Source organism: Citrobacter sp. wls717 (assembly GCF_005280955.1).
GTDB lineage: Bacteria > Pseudomonadota > Gammaproteobacteria > Enterobacterales > Enterobacteriaceae > Citrobacter > Citrobacter werkmanii.
The window spans coordinates 1-19,099 of the sequence record NZ_SZWW01000014.1 but is presented as its reverse complement, the minus strand read 5'-3'; the positions used below and the strand labels follow the sequence as shown (position 1 = coordinate 19,099).

The following is a 19,099-nucleotide window of genomic DNA, read 5'->3' as shown; positions in this document are numbered from 1 at the left end:
CGCCTGGCATTAAGGGGTTGAAGCACGAAAGGAGAAAGTGCCATGCGTTTATGTGACCGAGATATTGAAGCCTGGTTGGATGAAGGTCGCCTGTCGATCACTCCACGCCCTCCTGTCGAGCGAATCAATGGCGCCACGGTAGATGTGCGTCTTGGTAACAAATTCCGTACGTTCCGCGGTCATACGGCGGCGTATATCGATTTGAGTGGACCGAAAGATGAAGTCAGCGCTGCGCTGGATCGCGTGATGAGCGATGAAATCGTCCTTAAGGACGGCGAGGCATTTTTCCTGCATCCGGGGGAGCTTGCGCTGGCGGTGACGTTCGAATCCGTGACGTTGCCTTCCGATCTCGTCGGTTGGTTAGATGGTCGTTCTTCATTAGCGCGTCTGGGACTGATGGTACACGTTACCGCACACCGTATCGATCCGGGCTGGTCAGGGTGCATCGTACTGGAATTTTACAACTCCGGAAAATTACCGCTGGCCCTGCGCCCTGGCATGCCAATTGGCGCGTTGAGTTTCGAACCGCTTTCCGGTCCGGCTGCGCGACCTTACAATCGTCGTCAGGATGCAAAGTATCGCGATCAGCAGGGCGCCGTTGCCAGCCGGATCGATAAAGACTGAATGTTTTCAGTCCATTGGGGATAGCATGAGACGATTTCTGACAACGCTGATGATCCTTCTGGTCGTGCTGGTGGCCGGTTTTTCTGCGTTAGTACTGTTGGTGAATCCGAATGATTTCCGCGCGTATATGGTCAAGCAGGTTGCTGTGCGTAGCGGATATCAACTGCAGTTGGATGGTCCTCTGCGTTGGCACGTATGGCCTCAGTTGAGCATCCTCTCGGGGCGCATGGCGTTGACGGCTGAAGGTGCCAGCGAACCCCTGATTCGTGCTGACAATATGCGCCTCGACGTCGCGTTGTGGCCGTTGTTGAGTCATCAGCTCAGTGTGAAGCAGGTGATGCTCAAGGGGGCTGTGATTCAACTGACCCCGCAAACTGAGGCTGTGCGTGGACAAGATGCGCCCGTTGCCCCCAAAGACAATACGTTGCCCGATCTGGCGGAAGACAAAGGATGGTCGTTTGATATCGCCCGTCTGCGCGTCGCCGACAGCGTTCTGGTATTCCAGCATGAAGACGATGAGCAGGTAACGGTTCGCGATATTCGTCTGGAGATGGAACAGGATAGCCAGCATCGCGGTACGTTTGATTTCTCCGGGCGTGTGAACCGCGATCAGCGTGACCTTGCGCTATCGTTTAACGGCACCGTCGATGCTTCCGACTACCCGCATAATTTGTCCGCTAATATTGAGCAGTTAAGCTGGCAGCTACAGGGGGCCGATCTTCCGTCGCAGGGCATTAAAGGTGAGGGACAGCTTCAGGCGCAGTGGCTGGAAGAGAAAAAACAGCTCGCGTTTAGCCAGATTCATTTAACCGCTAACGACAGCTCTCTCGCCGGGCAAGCCCAGGTGTCGTTGTTAGATAAACCAGAATGGCTCGTCGATCTGAAATTTGGTCAGCTCAATCTGGACAATCTGATTGTGCAACGCGATGCCGTGGCGGCGACAAACGGTGAGGTTCAGCAAGGGCAGAGTCAGTCGACGCTGGCGCGCCCCGTCATTGCTTCGCAGGTTGATGCCGTCTCTTACCAGGGACTCAAGGGATTTTCGGCAGACATCACGTTACAGGCTGACAAAGTATTGTGGCGTAAAATGGCGTTTGAGAATGTCTCGGCAAAAATAAATAACCAGTTCGGCTTAATGAATATCGCACAGCTGGAAGGCAAAAGTAACGGTGGACGTGTTTCGCTTCCCGGTACGTTGGACGCCAGAAAAGATGCGCCGCGAGCAGTCTTTCATCCGCGGCTGGAAGGCGTAGAAATAGGCGCTATCCTCAAAGCCTTCAATTACCCCATCGCGCTGACCGGCAAGCTGTCACTGGCGGGAGATTTTTCCGGCTCGGATATTGACGCCCAGGCGTTTCGCCATAGTTGGCAAGGCCAGGCTCATGTCGAAATGAGTGATACGCGAATGGAAGGAATGAACTTCCAACAGATGATACAACAAGCCGTAGAACGCAGCGGCGGTGATGTGAAATCACAGCAAAATCTGGATAACGTCACCCGTCTGGATCGCTTTGTCACCGATATGACGCTGGATAACGGCGAGGTTACGCTGGATAACATGGCCGGTGAGTCGGCGATGCTTGCGCTGACTGGCAAGGGGACGTTAGACCTGGTGAAGCAGAATTGCGACACGCTGTTTAACATTCGCGTGCTGGGCGGTTGGGATGGCGAAAGCAAGCTGATTAAGTTCCTGAAAGCCACGCCGGTTCCTCTCAGGGTTTATGGCCAGTGGCAGGCGCTGAACTATAACTTGCAGGTCGATCAGTTGCTGCGTAAGCATCTGCAGGATGAAGCGAAACGTCGTCTGAACGATTGGGCCGATCGCAATAAAGACTCCCGCAACGGTAAAGATGTTAAAAAGTTGCTGGATAAACTCTGATTCACATTGCCGGATGGCAGCTAATGCGCCATCCGGCGGGTGATTTACACCTCGTAATCCATCTCTTCTTCACCGTGTAGCGGTATCAACTGGACTTTTTGCACGCGATGGTTTTCTACCTGCAGAGTTTTTAGTCGGTAGTCGCCAACCTGAACTTCCTCTCCGGTTTTTGGAATACGCTGTAAATATTCCATCAAAAGCCCGGCAATGGTGTGATATTCACGTTTTTCATCTAACGGAATAGGGACATACTGCACCAGATCTTCCAGCGGCATGTGACCGTTAGCTGTCCACGAACCATCGGCATTTTTCTGGATATCATGGCGGGCATCAATCTCCTCTACCTCATTTGGCAGATTACCGGCGATGGTTTCCATTACGTCACTGAGCGTTACGATCCCTTCGACAGAACCAAATTCATCTGCAATAAAAGCGAAGTGCGTGCGGGCATTACGGAACTGCTCCAGCGCCGGAAGCAGCGGCAGGGTTTCCGGGAACACCAGCGGCTGACGAATCAGGACGCGTAAGTCGAGCGCCTCGCCGCGCAGGGACTGCTGCAGCAGATCGATGACATGTACTACGCCCAGCAGCTCTTCCTCCTCGTCTTCCCCGGTAACAACCAGGCGCGTATGCTGATTTTTTTCCAGTAAAGCGCGAATTTCTGCTTCGGGTGCGTTGAGATCGACGTGTTCAATATCGTGGCGTGAGGTCATGATGCTGCTGACGGTACGCTGATTAAGATTCAGTACGCGCTCAATCATCCGCCGTTCCTGGGGCGCAAAAATCTGACCCTCCTGGTGATCCGCCAGCATAGCAGCGGTTTCGGCATCCAGTTCGGCATCTTCTTTTTGACCGCTCAGCAGCCTCATCACCGCCTCGGCAGTGCGCTGGCGCAAGGTATGGTTGGCTGACAGGAAGCGACGACGGTTAAAGATTGCCAACTGGTTCAAGGCTTCGATCATAACCGAGAAGCCGATAGCGGTGTACAGGTAACCTTTCGGGATATGGAAACCGAACCCTTCGGCGACCAGGCTGAAACCAATCATCAGCAGGAAGCTTAGGCACAGAATGACGATGGTTGGGTGGCTGTTGACAAAGCGAGTCAACGACTTACTGGCGAGCATCATCAGGCTGATGGCGATAATCACCGCCGCCATCATCACCGCCAGGTGATCGACCATCCCGACGGCGGTAATGACGGAATCCAGAGAGAAGATGGCGTCAAGCACCACAATTTGCGCGACCACTCCCCAGAACTTAGCGCCTTTACGCTGGGTGGGATTGTCGCTGTCTTTGCCTTCCAGCCGTTCGTTTAGCTCCATTGTGGCTTTAAACAACAGGAAGAAACCGCCAAACAGCATAATCAGATCGCGCGCACTGAAACTGAGGCCGCGAATGCTGAACAGTGGCGTTGTCAGCGTCACCAGCCAGGATATTGATGCCAGTAGCAGCAGTCGCATGACCATCGCCAGCAGGAGCCCGGTAATACGCGCCTTATCCCGCTGGGCAGGAGGGAGTTTCTCCGCGAGGATGGCAATAAAAACAAGATTATCAATGCCAAGAACAAGTTCGATCACGATTAGCGTGACGAGTCCGGCCCAGATTGACGGATCGGCAATCCATTCCATAGTAAATGCTATACCCATAGTTGTATGACAATTGTCACAATTCGATCATGGGTAAAACTGGCGGAAAATGCAATGCCGGAAAGGGATTTCTCTGGCGGTTATATCAGGATGCCTGCGGGATAATAGCCGTAATGTAACTACAGGAAATAAATTTCTTTAGCCAACTATATTTAGGAAATATCGCAGGTGGCGTATTTTTTTAGTCATGCTGTCAATATCGATAAAATCCTAAAAACATATAAATTCCACGCTTAATATTAATCTTAAAAGCAAGTGAACGGAGGCTTGTTATCTTGCCTGCTATTCACTTAGCTGCAACAATTCTTGCGGTAATAATCAAAAGATAATATTTCCTCATTAACCGGTGACGTTATTCCCGATGCGTTGCTGTTCTGAATATGATGAAAATAAAGGAGAAGATAAAAATTTAAATTAATCAGTGCATTGGTAGCTAATGAAGCCAGGGGCGGTAGCGTGTCTGGTCACCTGAAAACAAGCCTAAATTATTCTGTCAAGAGACCGCAGATGAATCCATTATTTTTAGGACTGATGCCAGTTAAATTCCTTTTCAATTAACGGCAAGGTAAATGTGTACAGGCGAAGCCACTATTTAGAACGCACGTGATAATTACTCTGCCAAAGTGATAAATAATCAATGATGAACTCCAAACTTAAATTGATACCAGTCCTGGTATCGGTAATCTTGATAAACGGTTGTACCGTGCTTCCGGGCAGCAATATGTCTACGATGGGCAAAGATGTGATTAAACAGCAGGACGCTGATTTTGATATCAATCGGATGGTGAATGTTTATCCACTGACCCCGCGACTGGTCGAGCAATTACGTCCTCGTCCGAATGTTGCACAGCCTAACATGTCGCTGGAGCAGGAGATTGCAGGATATCAGTATCGGGTCGGTCCAGGCGATGTCCTGAATGTGACCGTCTGGGATCATCCTGAACTAACAACCCCGGCCGGGCAGTATCGTAGCTCAAGCGATACCGGCAACTGGGTGCAGCCTGATGGCACCATGTTTTACCCCTACATTGGCAAAGTCAGCGTGGTGGGAAAAACGCTGGCAGAAATTCGTAGTGATATTACCGGGCGCTTAGCGAAGTACATTGCTGACCCGCAGGTGGACGTTAATATCGCCGCTTTCCGCTCGCAGAAGGCTTATGTCTCCGGGCAGGTGAATAAATCTGGCCAGCAGGCCATCACCAACGTACCGCTTACCATTCTTGATGCCATTAACGCCGCAGGTGGTCTCACCGAGGCGGCTGACTGGCGCAATGTTGTACTGACTCACAAAGGGCAGGAGCAACGAATTTCACTGCAAGCGCTGATGCAAAATGGCGACCTGAGCCAGAACCGTCTGCTCTATCCTGGCGACATTCTGTTTGTTCCGCGTAATGACGATTTGAAAGTCTTCGTGATGGGGGAAGTGAAGAAGCAGAGCACCCTCAAAATGGACTTCAGCGGTATGACGCTCACCGAAGCGCTTGGCAATGCGGAAGGTATCGATCTGACCACCTCCAACGCCAGCGGCATTTTCGTTATTCGTCCGTTGAAAGGCGAAAGCGGGCACAACGGCAAGATCGCCAATATCTATCAGCTTGATATGTCCGATGCGACTTCGCTGGTGATGGCGACGTCATTCCGACTCCAGCCTTACGATGTGGTGTATGTCACGACCGCGCCGGTTGCCCGCTGGAACCGTTTGATCAATCAGTTGCTGCCGACCATTAGCGGTGTTCGCTATATGACGGACACGGCCAGCGACCTTCACAACTGGTAATCGTCATGTTTAACAAAATATTGGTTGTCTGTGTGGGGAACATTTGCCGTTCCCCGACGGCAGAACGCTTGTTAAGGAAGTTTCATCCGGCGTTGACGGTCTCTTCTGCAGGTCTCGGGGCGCTGGTGGGTAAAGGTGCGGATCCCTGTGCTATTAGCGTCGCGCAGGCGCACAACCTGTCACTGGAAAATCATTGTGCCCGCCAGATCTCAGGACGCATGTGCCGGGAGTATGACCTGATCCTGACCATGGAAAAACGCCATATTTCAGCCCTGTGCGAAATGGTGCCGGAGATGCGCGGCAAAGTGATGCTTTTTGGTCACTGGGACAGCGAACGTGAAATTCCCGACCCATACCGTAAAAGTCGGGATGCGTTTGACGCGGTGTACGCATTACTTGAACGGTCTGCCCGCCAGTGGGCTCAGGCATTGAACGCGGAGCAGGGAAAACAATGACAGAAAAAGTAAAACAGTCTGCCGCGCCGGTTACGGGCAATGATGAAATCGATATTGGTCGTCTGGTAGGAACGGTGGTTGAAGCTCGCTGGTGGGTGCTTGGTATTACGGCGACGTTTGCGTTATGTGCGGCGGTCTACACGCTGTTTGCCACGCCGATCTACAGTGCGGATGCGCTGGTGCAAATTGAGCAAAATACCGGGAATTCCCTGGTGCAGGATATTGGCTCGGCGTTGTCGAATAAACCGCCGGCTTCGGAAGCGGAAATTCAGCTCATTCAGTCACGGCTGGTACTGGGAAAAACGGTAGACGATCTCAATCTGGATATCGCGGTGACGAAAGATACATTTCCGATTTTTGGCGCAGGCTGGGATCGGTTGATGGGGCGCCAGAATGAAACCGTTAATGTCACCACCTTTACGCTGCCAAAGGCGATGAAGGAACAGACTTTTACGCTAAGCGTGTTGAACGATAAAAGTTATCAATTAGTCAGTGATGGGGGATTTAGCGCCCGCGGTCAGGTTGGGCAATTGTTGAATCACGATGGCGTGACGATGCTGGTTGAGGCGATTCATGCCAGCCCTGAGAGCCAATTTACCGTCAGCAAATTTTCCACATTGGGCATGATTAACACCCTGCAAAATAACCTGATGGTGACAGAAACCGGCAAAGATACTGGCGTATTGAGCCTGACTTTTACCGGCGAAGACCGCGAACAAATCCGCCAGATCCTCGACAGTATTACCCGCAACTATCTGCAACAAAACGTAGAACGTAAGTCAGAAGAGGCCGCTAAAAGTCTGGCGTTTCTGGCAAAACAGTTGCCTGAGGTGCGTAACCGGCTGGACGTTGCCGAAAATAAGCTGAATGCCTTCCGTCAGGATAAAGACTCCGTGGATTTGCCGCTGGAAGCTAAAGCGGTGCTCGATTCCATGGTAAATATCGATGCGCAGCTCAACGAACTTACCTTTAAAGAAGCGGAAATCTCCAAGTTATTCACCAAAGCGCACCCGGCGTATCGCACATTGCTGGAAAAACGCCAGGCGCTGGAAGATGAGAAAAGCAAGCTGAACGGGCGTGTTACGGCAATGCCGAAAACGCAGCAGGAAATTGTCCGGCTGACCCGCGATGTGGAGTCCGGTCAGCAGGTCTATATGCAGCTGTTAAATAAGCAACAGGAACTGAAGATCACCGAGGCGAGTACGGTCGGAGATGTACGCATCGTCGATCCCGCGATTGCCCAGCCAGGCGTGCTGAAGCCGAAAAAGGCGTTGATTATTCTCGGTAGCATTATTCTTGGTTTGATGCTTTCGGTGGTGGGCGTATTGCTGCGTTCCCTGTTTAATCGCGGCATTGAAAGCCCGCAGGCGCTGGAAGAGCATGGCATCAGCGTTTATGCCAGCATCCCGCTTTCAGAATGGCAAAAAGCGCGCGATAACGTTCAGACGATTAAAGGTGTGAAGCGTTACAAACAAACCCAGTTACTGGCGGTGGGGAATCCAACGGATCTCGCCATAGAAGCGGTCCGTAGCCTGCGTACCAGTCTGCACTTCGCCATGATGCAGGCGCGCAACAACGTGTTGATGCTGACCGGCGTCAGCCCGTCGATAGGTAAAACATTTGTCTGCGCTAACCTGGCGGCGGTCATTAGCCAGACCCACAAGCGCGTGCTGTTGATCGACTGTGACATGCGCAAAGGCTATACCCACGAACTGCTGGGGACCAGTAACGTCAACGGTCTGTCCGAGATCCTCGTCGGTAAGGGGGATATCTCCTCCAGCGCGAAACCGACCTCCATTGCGAATTTTGATCTGATCCCTCGCGGACAAATCCCTCCTAATCCATCTGAGCTTCTGATGAGTGAACGCTTTGGCGAACTGATTACGTGGGCCAGCGAGCACTATGACCTGGTCCTGATAGATACCCCGCCAATACTGGCGGTGACCGATGCGGCAATTGTTGGCCGCCATGTCGGCACCACGCTGATGGTGGCGCGTTATGCGGTCAATACGCTGAAAGAGGTGGAAACCAGCCTGAGTCGATTTGAGCAAAACGGCATTCAGGTTAAAGGGGTGATTCTGAACTCGATCTTCCGCCGTGCCAGTGGCTATCAGGATTACGGTTACTACGAATACGAATACACGTCGGATTCGAAATAGATAACGAACAGCAACGCATATCGAATGTAGGTCTGATAAGCGTAGCGCCATCAGGCAACTTTATTTGGGAAACGAAAATGACGACAGAAAACCCACTCATTTCAATTTATATGCCAACCTGGAATCGCCAACAGCTGGCCATTCGGGCGATTAAATCGGTGTTGCGCCAGGACTATCCTCACTGGGAGATGATCATCGTGGATGACTGTTCTTCCTCGTATGAGCAACTACAGCAGTTCGTTGAGGAACTGAACGACCCACGCGTGTGCTATACGCATAACGCGACGAACTCTGGGGCCTGCGCGGTACGCAATCAGGCCATCATGCAGGCTAATGGGCAATATATTACGGGTATTGATGATGATGATGAATGGACGCCGAATCGCCTGAGCGTGTTTCTGCAGCATCGTCATCAACTGGTTACGCACGCGTTTCTGTATGCCAATGATTATGTTTGTGAAGGCGAAGTGTATTCGCAACCGGCCAGTCTGCCGCTCTATCCGAAGTCAGTTTACTCCCGACGCAAGTTTTACAAGCGCAATATTATTGGTAATCAGGTGTTTACGTGGGCATGGCGTTTTAAAGCATGCCTGTTCGATACCACACTGAAAGCCGCGCAGGATTACGACATTTTTCTCAGGATGGTGGTGGCGTACGGCAAACCGTGGAAGGTCAAAGAGGCGACGCAGATCCTGCATGTGAACCACGGTGAGATGCGCATTACCTCGTCACCGCATAAATTCTCCGGCTACTTTCAGTTCTATCGTAAGCACAAAGGTAAATTTGACCGGGCGAGTAAGAAATATCAGCTGTTTACGCTCTATCAGATCCGCAATAAACGAATGAACTGGCGCACGCTGCTGACGTTGCTTTCCATTCGCAACAGTAAGCGTCTGGCCGACGGACTGCGAGGACGCTAAGTATGCTGGAAGATTTACGTGCGAACGGCTGGAGTCTGCGCCCCTGCTGCATGGTAGTGGCCTATCGGATTGCCCATTTTTGCTCCGTCTGGCGTAAAAAAAATATCTTGAACAACCTGTGGGCTGCGCCGGTGCTGGTGTTGTATCGCCTGATCACTGAATGCCTGTTTGGTTATGAAATTCAGGCCGCTGCATCTATCGGTCGTCGTTTCACTATCCATCATGGTTATGGCGTAGTGATCAATAAACACGTGGTGGCAGGGGACGATTTAACCCTGCGCCACGGTGTCACCATTGGCAATCCTGGCGGCAAAGATTTGTCCTGTCCGGTCATCGGTAACGGTGTCGAACTGGGGGCCAACGTCACTGTGCTCGGCGATGTCGCTATTGGCGATAACGTGACCATTGGCGCCGGGAGCGTGGTAGTGGATAGCATCCCTGACAACACGCTGGTGGTGGGCGAGAAAGCACGAGTGAAGGTAACAAAATGAATATCTTACAATTTAATGTGCGACTCGCAGAAGGTGGAGCGGCAGGTGTGGCGTTAGATCTGCATCTGCGCGCGCTGGCGAAAGGGTTGACGTCACGCTTTGTGTACGGCTATGGCAAAGGCGGCAAGAAAAGCGCCAGCCACGGTAATTATCCGCATGTTATCAAACATACGCCGCGCCTGATGTCGGCGGCGAATATTGCGCTATTTCGTTTCGCTAACCGCGACCTGTTTGGCAATCTTAACAGTTTATATCGTACGGTGACCCGCACATCCGGCCCGCTGGTACTGCATTTTCATGTGCTGCACAGTTACTGGTTGAACCTGGAAGAGGTCGTGACCTTTTGTGAAAAGGTGAAGGCGCATAAACCGGACATCACCTTTGTCTGGACGCTGCACGATCACTGGAGCGTGACCGGGCGTTGCGCTTTCACAGACGGGTGTGAACGCTGGAAAACAGGCTGCCAGAAATGCCCGACGTTAAGCAACTATCCGCCGGTAAAAATCGACAAAGCCCATCAGCAGGTGCCCGCTAAGCGGCAGAGGTTTCGCGACATGTTAGCGCTTGGCTGCCAGTTTATCTCTCCCAGCCAGCATGTGGCTGACGCGTTCAACAGTCTGTATGGCATGGGGCGCTGCCGCATTATTAACAACGGTATTGATGTGGCAACCGAAGCCATTCTTGCCGAACTGCCCGCCAGACATGAACCACACGGCAGACCGAAAATCGCGGTGGTGGCTCATGACCTGCGCTATGACGGTAAAACCAATCAGCGCCTGGTGCAGGAGATGATGGCGCTCGGGGAAAAAATTGAGCTGCATACCTTCGGCAAATTTTCTCCCTTTGCTGGCGATAATGTCATCAATCATGGCTTCGAAAGCGATAAGCGAACGTTGATGAGTGCGCTTAACGAGATGGATGGACTGGTGTTCAGCTCCCGCGTTGATAATTACCCGCTGATTCTGTGCGAAGCGCTTTCCATCGGGGTACCGGTGATTGCTACGCACAGCGAGGCGGCACAAGAGGTACTGGCGAAAGCGGGCGGCAAAACGTTCAGTGAAGCGGATGTATTGCGGCTGGTACAACTGAAAAAATCAGACATTGCGCAGGCGGTATTCGACACGTCGCTTGCCGCGTTCAGCCAGCGCAGCCGGGTGGCATACAGTGGACAACAGATGCTGGAGGAATATGTCTCGTTCTATCAGAATCTGTAGCTATCTGCTGCTACCGCTGCTTTATCTGCTGGTTAACGTCAAACTTGCCCAGCTTGGCGAGAGCTTCCCGATAACGATTGTCACATTCTTGCCCGTTCTGCTGTTGCTGTTTGTCGAGCGCATCAATATTAAAAAATTAATGATTGCGCTGGGCGTGGGGGGAGGGTTGACGGCGTTTAACTACCTGTTCGGTCAATCGCTGAATGCCAGTAAGTACGTCACGTCCGCGATGCTGTTTGTCTATACCGTGGTGATTATTGGCATGGTGTGGAGTATTCGCTTCAAAACCATTTCGCCGCATAACTATATTAAGATCCTGCGCTTTTTCTGGCTGGTTGTCGGGCTGGTGGTAGGGTTAGCGGCAGTTGAAATGGCGCAGATCATTCTCAGCGGCGGCAGCAGTTTAATGGAAGTTATTTCGAAATATCTTATTTACAGTAACAGCTATGTTCTGAACTTTATTAAGTTTGGCGGAAAACGCACCACTGCGCTTTATTTCGAACCGGCATTCTTCGCTCTGGCGTTAATCTCAATTTGGCTCAGTATCAAACAGTTTGGTATCAAAACGCCTAAGTCCGATGCTATGATTCTGGCAGGGATAATATTATCAGGGTCGTTTTCCGGGGTGATGACGTTTATTTTGTTTTATCTCCTGGAGTGGGCGTTCCAGTACCTGAATAAGGATGCGATTAAAAAGAAGTTGCCGCTGGCGATAATCTCATTAAGCGTTTTTTTAGTCGGTGTGATATTTGCGTTTCCATACATCGCAACGCGCCTTGGGGATTTAGGCACCGAGGGGTCATCATCGTATTATCGAATCGTGGGACCGCTAGTGATGGTCGGTTATTCGTTAATGCATGTTGATGGCGTCGTAAGATTCGGTTCGCTTTATGAATATGTCGCGTCATTCGGAATTTTTAACGGTGCGGATGTGGGTAAAACGATAGACAATGGTTTGTATCTGCTGATTATTTATTTTTCGTGGTTCGCCGTGATATTAACCCTGTGGTACATGGGGAAAGTTATGAAGATGATGATCACTGCTTTTGGTGATAATCAGAATTATCGGGTGCAGTTATATCTTTTTACGCCGCTGTCGCTGTTTTTTACAGGGTCAGTATTTAGTCCGGAATACGCTTTTTTAATTGTGTGTCCGTTTATTTTGCGCAAGGCGCTGAATATCGCGAGGTAAATCACATGCTGCTTAGTATTATTACCGTCGCCTTTCGCAATCTGGAAGGGATCGTCAAAACTCACGCCTCGCTGGCACACCTGGCGCAGGCAGGCGATATCAGTTTTGAGTGGATTGTTGTTGATGGCGGCTCCTCTGACGGTACGTCGGCGTTTCTTGAAGGTCTCGGTGGAGAGCACCGGTTACGGTTTGTCAGTGAACCGGATAACGGCATTTATGATGCGATGAACAAAGGCATTGCGATGGCGTGCGGGCGCTTTGCGCTGTTCCTCAATTCCGGGGATATTCTGCATGCCGATGCAGCTCAGTTCATCCGCCAGTTAAAAACGCAGAGTGATAAAGCCATGGTTATCGGCGACGCGTTGCTGGATTTTGGCAATGGCAACAAAATTAAGCGCCGGGCAAAGCCGGGTTGGTATATTTATCACAGCCTGCCTGCCAGCCATCAGGCCATCTTTTTTCCGCTCTCTGGACTGAATGTCTGGCGTTATGATTTGCAATATAAAATATCGTCCGATTACGCGCTGGCTGCCAGACTATATAAATCTGGTTACGCTTTCAAAAAACTGGACGGGCTGGTGTCGGAGTTTTCGATGGGCGGAGTGTCAACGACGAATAATCTGGAATTATGCCGCGATGCAAAAAAAGTTCAGCGGCAGATATTACATATGCCAGGTTTTTTGACTGGGGTTTCTGAATATTTACGGCTGCGTACAACCGGTAAAACAAAAACTTTATATGGCAAAACGTAAGGGCACATTATGCAGGATTTAAGCGGCTTCAGCGTGCCGAAAGGTTTTCGCGGTAGCGGTGTCATTAAAGTGCAATTATGGTGGGCGGTACAGGCGACACTGTTTCGCTGGTCACCCCAGGTAATGTATCGCTGGCGTGCGTTTTTATTACGAATATTCGGTGCGAAAATAGGAAAAAACGTAGTTATTCGACCTTCAGTAAAAATTACTTATCCGTGGAAATTAACCCTGGGAGATTATGCCTGGGTGGGTGATGACGCGGTTTTATATACGTTGGGTAATATTACGATTGGCGCACACGCGGTTATTTCGCAAAAAAGTTATTTATGTACCGGAAGTCATGATTACGCCAGCCAACATTTTGATATTAACGCCACACCGATTGTGGTTGGCGATAAATGCTGGCTGGCGACAGATGTCTTTGTCGCGCCTGGCGTGACGATTGGCGATGGCACCGTCGTTGGAGCACGCAGCAGCGTATTTAAATCGCTGCCAGCAAATGTCGTTTGTCGGGGAAACCCCGCAGTAGTCACGCGCGAACGCGTCGAGAAAGTTACTCCCTGAGGGGATCATTTAAGAGGTAATAACATGTCAAAAGTCGCTCTCATCACTGGCGTAACCGGGCAGGATGGTTCTTACCTGGCAGAATTCCTGCTGGAAAAAGGGTATGAAGTGCACGGCATTAAGCGTCGCGCTTCATCATTCAACACCGAACGTGTGGACCATATCTACCAGGATCCACATTCAAGCAACCCCAAATTCCATCTGCACTATGGCGATTTGACGGATTCATCCAACCTGACCCGTATTTTAAAAGAGGTCCAACCGGATGAGGTCTATAACCTGGGCGCCATGAGTCATGTCGCGGTGTCGTTTGACTCACCGGAATACACCGCGGACGTCGATGCAATAGGTACGTTGCGTTTGCTGGAGGCTATCCGCTTCCTTGGTCTGGAAAAGAAGACCCGTTTCTATCAGGCCTCCACCTCAGAACTCTACGGCCTGGTACAGGAAATTCCGCAGAAAGAGACCACGCCGTTTTACCCGCGTTCGCCCTATGCGGTGGCTAAGCTCTACGCCTACTGGATTACCGTTAACTACCGCGAATCCTACGGTATGTATGCCTGTAACGGCATCCTGTTTAACCACGAATCTCCACGCCGTGGTGAAACTTTCGTCACCCGTAAAATCACCCGCGCCATTGCCAACATCGCTCAGGGCCTGGAGTCATGCCTGTACCTGGGCAACATGGATTCGCTGCGTGACTGGGGGCATGCCAAAGATTACGTCAGGATGCAGTGGATGATGCTGCAGCAGGATCAGCCGGAAGATTTCGTCATTGCCACCGGCGTGCAATATTCCGTGCGTCAGTTTGTAGAAATGGCGGCGGCGCAACTGGGTATCAAACTGCGTTTTGAAGGTGAAGGCGTGAATGAAAAAGGCATTGTGGTTTCCGTGACCGGACACGATGCGCCAGGCGTGAAACCTGGGGACGTGATAATCGCCGTCGATCCGCGCTATTTCCGTCCGGCAGAAGTAGAAACGCTATTGGGCGACCCGGCCAGAGCACATGAAAAACTCGGCTGGAAACCGGAAATTACGCTGCGCCAGATGATCTCTGAAATGGTTGCTAACGACCTTGAAGCAGCGAAGAAACATTCCCTGCTGAAGTCGCACGGTTACGAGGTTGCCATCGCGCTGGAGTACTGAGGATGAAGAAACAACGTATTTTTGTGGCGGGCCATCGCGGGATGGTGGGGGCCGCCATCGTAAGACAGCTGGCCCAACGAGATAATGTCGAACTGGTGCTGCGTACCCGAGATGAGCTTAACCTGCTGGATGGAGACGCGGTGCGTCACTTCTTCGCCGCTGAACGTATTGACCAGGTGTACCTGGCGGCGGCAAAAGTGGGTGGGATCGTGGCCAATAACACGTATCCCGCTGATTTTATTTACGAAAATATGATGATTGAGAGCAACATTATTCATGCGGCGCATCTGCATAACGTGAATAAACTGCTGTTTCTCGGATCATCCTGTATTTATCCCAAACATGCTAGCCAGCCAATAGCAGAAAGCGAACTCTTGCAGGGGCAACTGGAGCCGACCAACGAGCCGTATGCGATTGCCAAAATAGCCGGCATCAAGCTGTGTGAATCGTATAACCGTCAGTATGGCCGTGATTATCGCTCGGTGATGCCGACGAATTTGTACGGGCCGCATGACAACTTTCATCCAAGCAATTCGCATGTGATCCCGGCGCTGCTGCGCCGCTTTCACGAAGCCTGCGAGCAAAATGCGCCGGATGTGGTGGTGTGGGGAAGCGGCACGCCGATGCGCGAGTTTCTGCATGTGGATGATATGGCGGCGGCCAGCATCCACGTAATGGAGCTGGCTCATGAAGTCTGGCAGGAATATACCCAGCCGATGCTGTCGCATATCAATGTGGGTACCGGCGTGGACTGCACCATCCGTGAACTGGCCCAGACCATTGCCAAGGTAGTGGGTTACAAGGGGCGCGTGGTGTTTGACGCCAGCAAACCGGACGGGACGCCGCGCAAATTACTCGACGTTACGCGTTTGCATCAGTTGGGCTGGTATCACGAGATATCACTTGAGGCAGGGCTTGCCAGCACCTGGCAGTGGTTCCTTGAAAACCAGCAGCGTTATCGGGGGTAAGCATGTTTTTACGTCATGAGGATTTTGCCACCGTCGTACGTTCAACCCCGCTGATTTCTATCGACTTGATCGTGGAAAACGCCGAGGGAGAGTTTCTGCTCGGTAAGCGTCTCAATCGTCCGGCGCAGGGCTACTGGTTCGTTCCCGGCGGTCGTGTGCAAAAAGATGAATCGCTACATGCGGCTTTTGAACGGCTGACTGAAGCTGAGTTGGGGTTGCGTCTACCGCTGTCCGCCGCTGAGTTTTATGGTGTCTGGCAGCACTTCTATGACGACAACTTTTCCGGGGATGATTTCTCAACGCATTACATCGTGCTGGGATTTCGTCTGCGCGTATCAGAAAACGACCTGCAACTGCCTGATGCACAACATGATGCCTACCGCTGGCTGGCGGCGACAGAGATTCAGGCCAGTGACAGCGTACACGCCAACAGCCGGGCTTACTTCTGCCAGGCAAGCCAGAGCGGAGTACCTGGGCTATGAGGATCCTGGTGTATGGCATTAACTACTCGCCGGAGCTGACCGGTATTGGCAAGTACACCGGTGAAATGGTGGAGTGGATGGCGCAACAAGGTCATGACGTGCGGGTGATCACCGCGCCGCCTTATTATCCGCAATGGAAAGTTAATGGTCGCTATTCATCCTGGCGCTATCGTCGCGAGGAGGGGGATGCCACCGTCTGGCGTTGTCCGCTGTATGTGCCTGAGCAACCCTCAACGCTCAAGCGCCTGCTGCATTTGGGCAGTTTCGCCCTGAGCAGCTTCTTCCCGCTGCTGGCGCAACGTCGCTGGAAGCCGGATCGCATCATCGGCGTGGTGCCGACGCTGTTTTGTACGCCGGGGATGCGCTTGCTGGCAAAACTCAGCGGCGCGCGCACGCTGCTGCACATTCAGGATTATGAAGTCGATGCCATGTTGGGACTTGGCATGGCAGGCAAAGGCAAGCGCGGTATGGTGGCGAAACTGGCCTGCGTGTTTGAACGCAGTGGTTTGCACAGCGTGGACAATATTTCGACGATTTCCCGTTCCATGATGCGCAAAGCCATGGAAAAAGGCGTTGCGCCACGCAAGGTTATTTTCTTTCCTAACTGGTCGGAAGTGGCGCGCTTTCGTGACGTGACCGACGCCGATGCTTTGGCGTTGCGCCAGAAACTGGGATTGCCCGCGGATCAAAAAATCATTCTCTACTCGGGCAATATCGGTGAAAAGCAGGGGCTTGAGTGCGTCATCGACGCGGCGGCCCAATTGAGTGAGCAACCCTGGCTGTTTGCGATCGTCGGGCAGGGCGGGGGCAAAGCGCGACTGGAGACCATGGTCAGCGAACGCGACCTGCGCAACGTAATGTTCTTTCCGCTGCAATCTTATGAAGCGCTGCCTGCGCTGCTCAAGCTCGCGGACTGTCATCTGGTCGTACAAAAGCGTGGCGCGGCGGATGCAGTACTGCCGTCCAAACTGACTAATATCCTCGCCGTTGGCGGTAACGCGGTGATTACCGCTGAGCCTGAGACCGAATTGGGTCAGTTGTGTGACGCTCATCCTGGCATCGCGGTGTGTGTCGAGCCGGAATCAGTCAATGCGCTGGTTGGCGGGATTCAACAGGCGCTAACCATGCCAAAAGTTAACACGGTGGCACGTGAGTATGCCGAACGCTCGTTGGATAAAGAAAACGTGCTGAATCAATTTATTGCTGATATTCGGGGTACATGATGAGTCAAAACAAACTCTTTCCGGTAGTCATGGCCGGTGGCTCGGGTAGCCGTTTATGGCCACTGTCCCGCGTACTGTATCCAAAGCAGTTCCTGTGTCTGAAAGGCGATCTCACCATGTTGCAGACGACGATTTGCCGTCTGAACGGTGTGGAGTGCGAAAGCCCGGTTGTTATCTGTAATGAACAACACCGTTTTATCGTTGCGGAACAGTTACGGCAACTGCACAAACTGACCGAGAACATTATTCTCGAACCAGCCGGACGCAACACTGCGCCAGCCATAGCGCTGGCTGCGCTGGCGGCAAAACGTCAGTGTCCGGGTGACGATCCGCTGCTACTGGTGCTGGCGGCCGATCACATGATTGCCGACGAAGAGGCATTTCGCGAAGCGGTTCGCAATGCGATGCCGTATGCCAGTGCGGGTAAGCTGGTGACGTTTGGTATCGTCCCGGACCAACCGGAGACTGGCTACGGCTATATCCGTCGAGGCGAGGTTTCACCGTCGAATACTGACGCGGTGGCTTTTGAGGTGGCGCAGTTTGTTGAAAAACCCAATCTGGAAACCGCACAGGCGTATGTGGCAAGCGGCGACTACTACTGGAACAGCGGGATGTTCCTGTTCCGGGCAGGCCGTTACCTGGAAGAATTGAAAAAGTATCGTCCCGATATTCTTGAGGCCTGCGAAAACGCCATGAGCACCGTCGACCCCGATCTCGATTTTATTCGCGTTGATGAACAGGCGTTTCTCGCCTGCCCGGAAGAGTCTGTGGACTATGCGGTAATGGAACGTACGGCCGATGCGGTGGTGATGCCAATGAATGCAGGCTGGAGCGATGTCGGCTCCTGGTCATCATTGTGGGAAATCAGCGCCCATACTGCCGAAGGTAATGTGCATCACGGCGATGTCATTAGCCACAAAACGGAAAACAGCTACGTCTATGCCGAATCCGGGTTGGTGACGACCGTCGGGGTGAAAGATCTGGTGGTGGTGCAGACCAAAGACGCGGTACTGATTGCCGATCGCAACGCGGTACAGGATGTCAAAAAAGTGGTGGAGAAAATTAAAGCTGACGGGCGCCATGAGCACCACATTCACCGCGAAGTTTATCGTCCGTGGGGCAAATATGACTCCATTGATGCCGGAGACCGTTACCAGGTCAAGCGAATTACCGTCAAGCCTGGCGAGGGATTGTCCGTGCAGATGCATCATCATCGGGCTGAGCACTGGGTTGTGGTTGCAGGTACCGCGAAAGTGACAATTAATGATGATATCAAACTGCTCGCTGAAAACGAGTCTGTCTATATTCCGCTGGGAGCGACCCACTGTCTGGAGAACCCCGGAAAAATCCCGCTCGATCTGATTGAAGTGCGTTCCGGATCTTACCTCGATGAGGATGATGTGGTGCGGTTTGCGGACAGATACGGGCGCGCCTGATGCCGGATGCGCTTATCCGGCCTGCAACAGCGTAGGCTCGGTAAGGGAAGCGCACCGGGCAATGCATTAACACTTATTAAAAAGGCTCATTAAGAGTCAGGGCCTCCTGTTGCCTGAAAAAGGGTAAATCATGACAAAACTGACCTGTTTTAAAGCGTATGACATCCGCGG

At 52.0% G+C, this 19,099-nt stretch carries 17 protein-coding genes; 16 read left to right on the top strand and 1 reads right to left on the bottom strand.

Annotation, left to right across the window (positions count from 1 at the left end):
- The first annotated feature begins 42 nt into the window (after window positions 1-42).
- Both dcd and asmA read left to right on the top strand, forming a co-directional pair.
- A complete protein-coding gene (gene dcd, locus FDX09_RS09555; protein ID WP_003834269.1) occupies window positions 43-624 on the top strand; it encodes a dCTP deaminase in 582 nt (193 codons plus the stop codon).
- Window positions 625-649: 25 nt separating this feature from the next.
- A complete protein-coding gene (gene asmA, locus FDX09_RS09550; protein ID WP_137347113.1) occupies window positions 650-2,503 on the top strand; it encodes an outer membrane assembly protein AsmA in 1,854 nt (617 codons plus the stop codon).
- Window positions 2,504-2,547: 44 nt separating this feature from the next.
- Here the strand turns inward: asmA and FDX09_RS09545 are convergent, their stop codons facing one another.
- A complete protein-coding gene (locus tag FDX09_RS09545; protein ID WP_137347112.1) occupies window positions 2,548-4,131 on the bottom strand; it encodes a TerC family protein in 1,584 nt (527 codons plus the stop codon).
- 655 nt (window positions 4,132-4,786) lie between these two features.
- On the opposite strand from FDX09_RS09545, the gene FDX09_RS09540 reads away from it, so the two are divergent.
- The 14 genes from FDX09_RS09540 (at window position 4,787) to cpsB (ending at window position 18,928) form a co-directional block, all read left to right on the top strand.
- Entirely contained in the window at window positions 4,787-5,926 is a 1,140-nt protein-coding gene (locus FDX09_RS09540; RefSeq protein WP_038641800.1) for a polysaccharide export protein, read from the top strand.
- 5 nt (window positions 5,927-5,931) lie between these two features.
- A complete protein-coding gene (gene wzb, locus FDX09_RS09535) occupies window positions 5,932-6,381 on the top strand; it encodes a low molecular weight protein-tyrosine-phosphatase Wzb (protein WP_038641798.1) in 450 nt (149 codons plus the stop codon).
- Entirely contained in the window at window positions 6,378-8,540 is a 2,163-nt protein-coding gene (wzc, locus tag FDX09_RS09530) for a tyrosine-protein kinase Wzc (protein ID WP_087855953.1), read from the top strand. Before wzb ends, wzc begins: the two co-directional genes overlap by 4 nt.
- Window positions 8,541-8,617: 77 nt before the next feature.
- A complete protein-coding gene (wcaA, locus tag FDX09_RS09525; RefSeq protein ID WP_069323489.1) occupies window positions 8,618-9,460 on the top strand; it encodes a colanic acid biosynthesis glycosyltransferase WcaA in 843 nt (280 codons plus the stop codon).
- Window positions 9,461-9,462: 2 nt separating this feature from the next.
- Window positions 9,463-9,951, top strand: a complete 489-nt coding sequence (wcaB, locus tag FDX09_RS09520; RefSeq protein WP_038641791.1) for a colanic acid biosynthesis acetyltransferase WcaB — start codon at window positions 9,463-9,465, stop codon at window positions 9,949-9,951.
- Window positions 9,948-11,165 carry a colanic acid biosynthesis glycosyltransferase WcaC gene (gene wcaC, locus FDX09_RS09515; protein ID WP_137347111.1) on the top strand — a complete coding sequence of 406 codons (1,218 nt, stop codon included), beginning with the start codon at window positions 9,948-9,950 and terminating at the stop codon, window positions 11,163-11,165. Before wcaB ends, wcaC begins: the two co-directional genes overlap by 4 nt.
- On the top strand, window positions 11,140-12,357 hold the full coding sequence (wcaD, locus tag FDX09_RS09510) for a colanic acid polymerase WcaD (protein WP_038641784.1): 1,218 nt from the start codon (window positions 11,140-11,142) through the stop codon (window positions 12,355-12,357). Before wcaC ends, wcaD begins: the two co-directional genes overlap by 26 nt.
- 5 nt (window positions 12,358-12,362) lie before the next feature.
- Window positions 12,363-13,109, top strand: coding sequence for a colanic acid biosynthesis glycosyltransferase WcaE (gene wcaE / locus FDX09_RS09505; RefSeq protein ID WP_121529256.1), 747 nt, complete (start codon window positions 12,363-12,365; stop codon window positions 13,107-13,109).
- Between the two features lie 9 nt (window positions 13,110-13,118).
- A complete protein-coding gene (wcaF, locus tag FDX09_RS09500) occupies window positions 13,119-13,673 on the top strand; it encodes a colanic acid biosynthesis acetyltransferase WcaF (protein ID WP_137347110.1) in 555 nt (184 codons plus the stop codon).
- A gap of 24 nt (window positions 13,674-13,697) precedes the next feature.
- Entirely contained in the window at window positions 13,698-14,819 is a 1,122-nt protein-coding gene (gene gmd / locus FDX09_RS09495) for a GDP-mannose 4,6-dehydratase (RefSeq protein WP_038641779.1), read from the top strand.
- Between the two features lie 2 nt (window positions 14,820-14,821).
- Entirely contained in the window at window positions 14,822-15,787 is a 966-nt protein-coding gene (locus tag FDX09_RS09490; RefSeq protein WP_038641777.1) for a GDP-L-fucose synthase, read from the top strand.
- A gap of 2 nt (window positions 15,788-15,789) precedes the next feature.
- Window positions 15,790-16,269 (top strand): GDP-mannose mannosyl hydrolase, encoded by a 480-nt coding sequence (locus tag FDX09_RS09485; protein ID WP_038641775.1) that lies wholly within the window; start codon window positions 15,790-15,792, stop codon window positions 16,267-16,269.
- Window positions 16,266-17,492 (top strand): colanic acid biosynthesis fucosyltransferase WcaI, encoded by a 1,227-nt coding sequence (wcaI, locus tag FDX09_RS09480; RefSeq protein ID WP_110497484.1) that lies wholly within the window; start codon window positions 16,266-16,268, stop codon window positions 17,490-17,492. The genes FDX09_RS09485 and wcaI overlap by 4 nt, the downstream gene beginning before the upstream one ends.
- Window positions 17,492-18,928: a mannose-1-phosphate guanyltransferase gene (gene cpsB / locus FDX09_RS09475; RefSeq protein WP_038641772.1), complete on the top strand. Its 1,437-nt coding sequence runs from the start codon at window positions 17,492-17,494 to the stop codon at window positions 18,926-18,928. The genes wcaI and cpsB overlap by 1 nt, the downstream gene beginning before the upstream one ends.
- Window positions 18,929-19,099 lie beyond the last annotated feature (171 nt).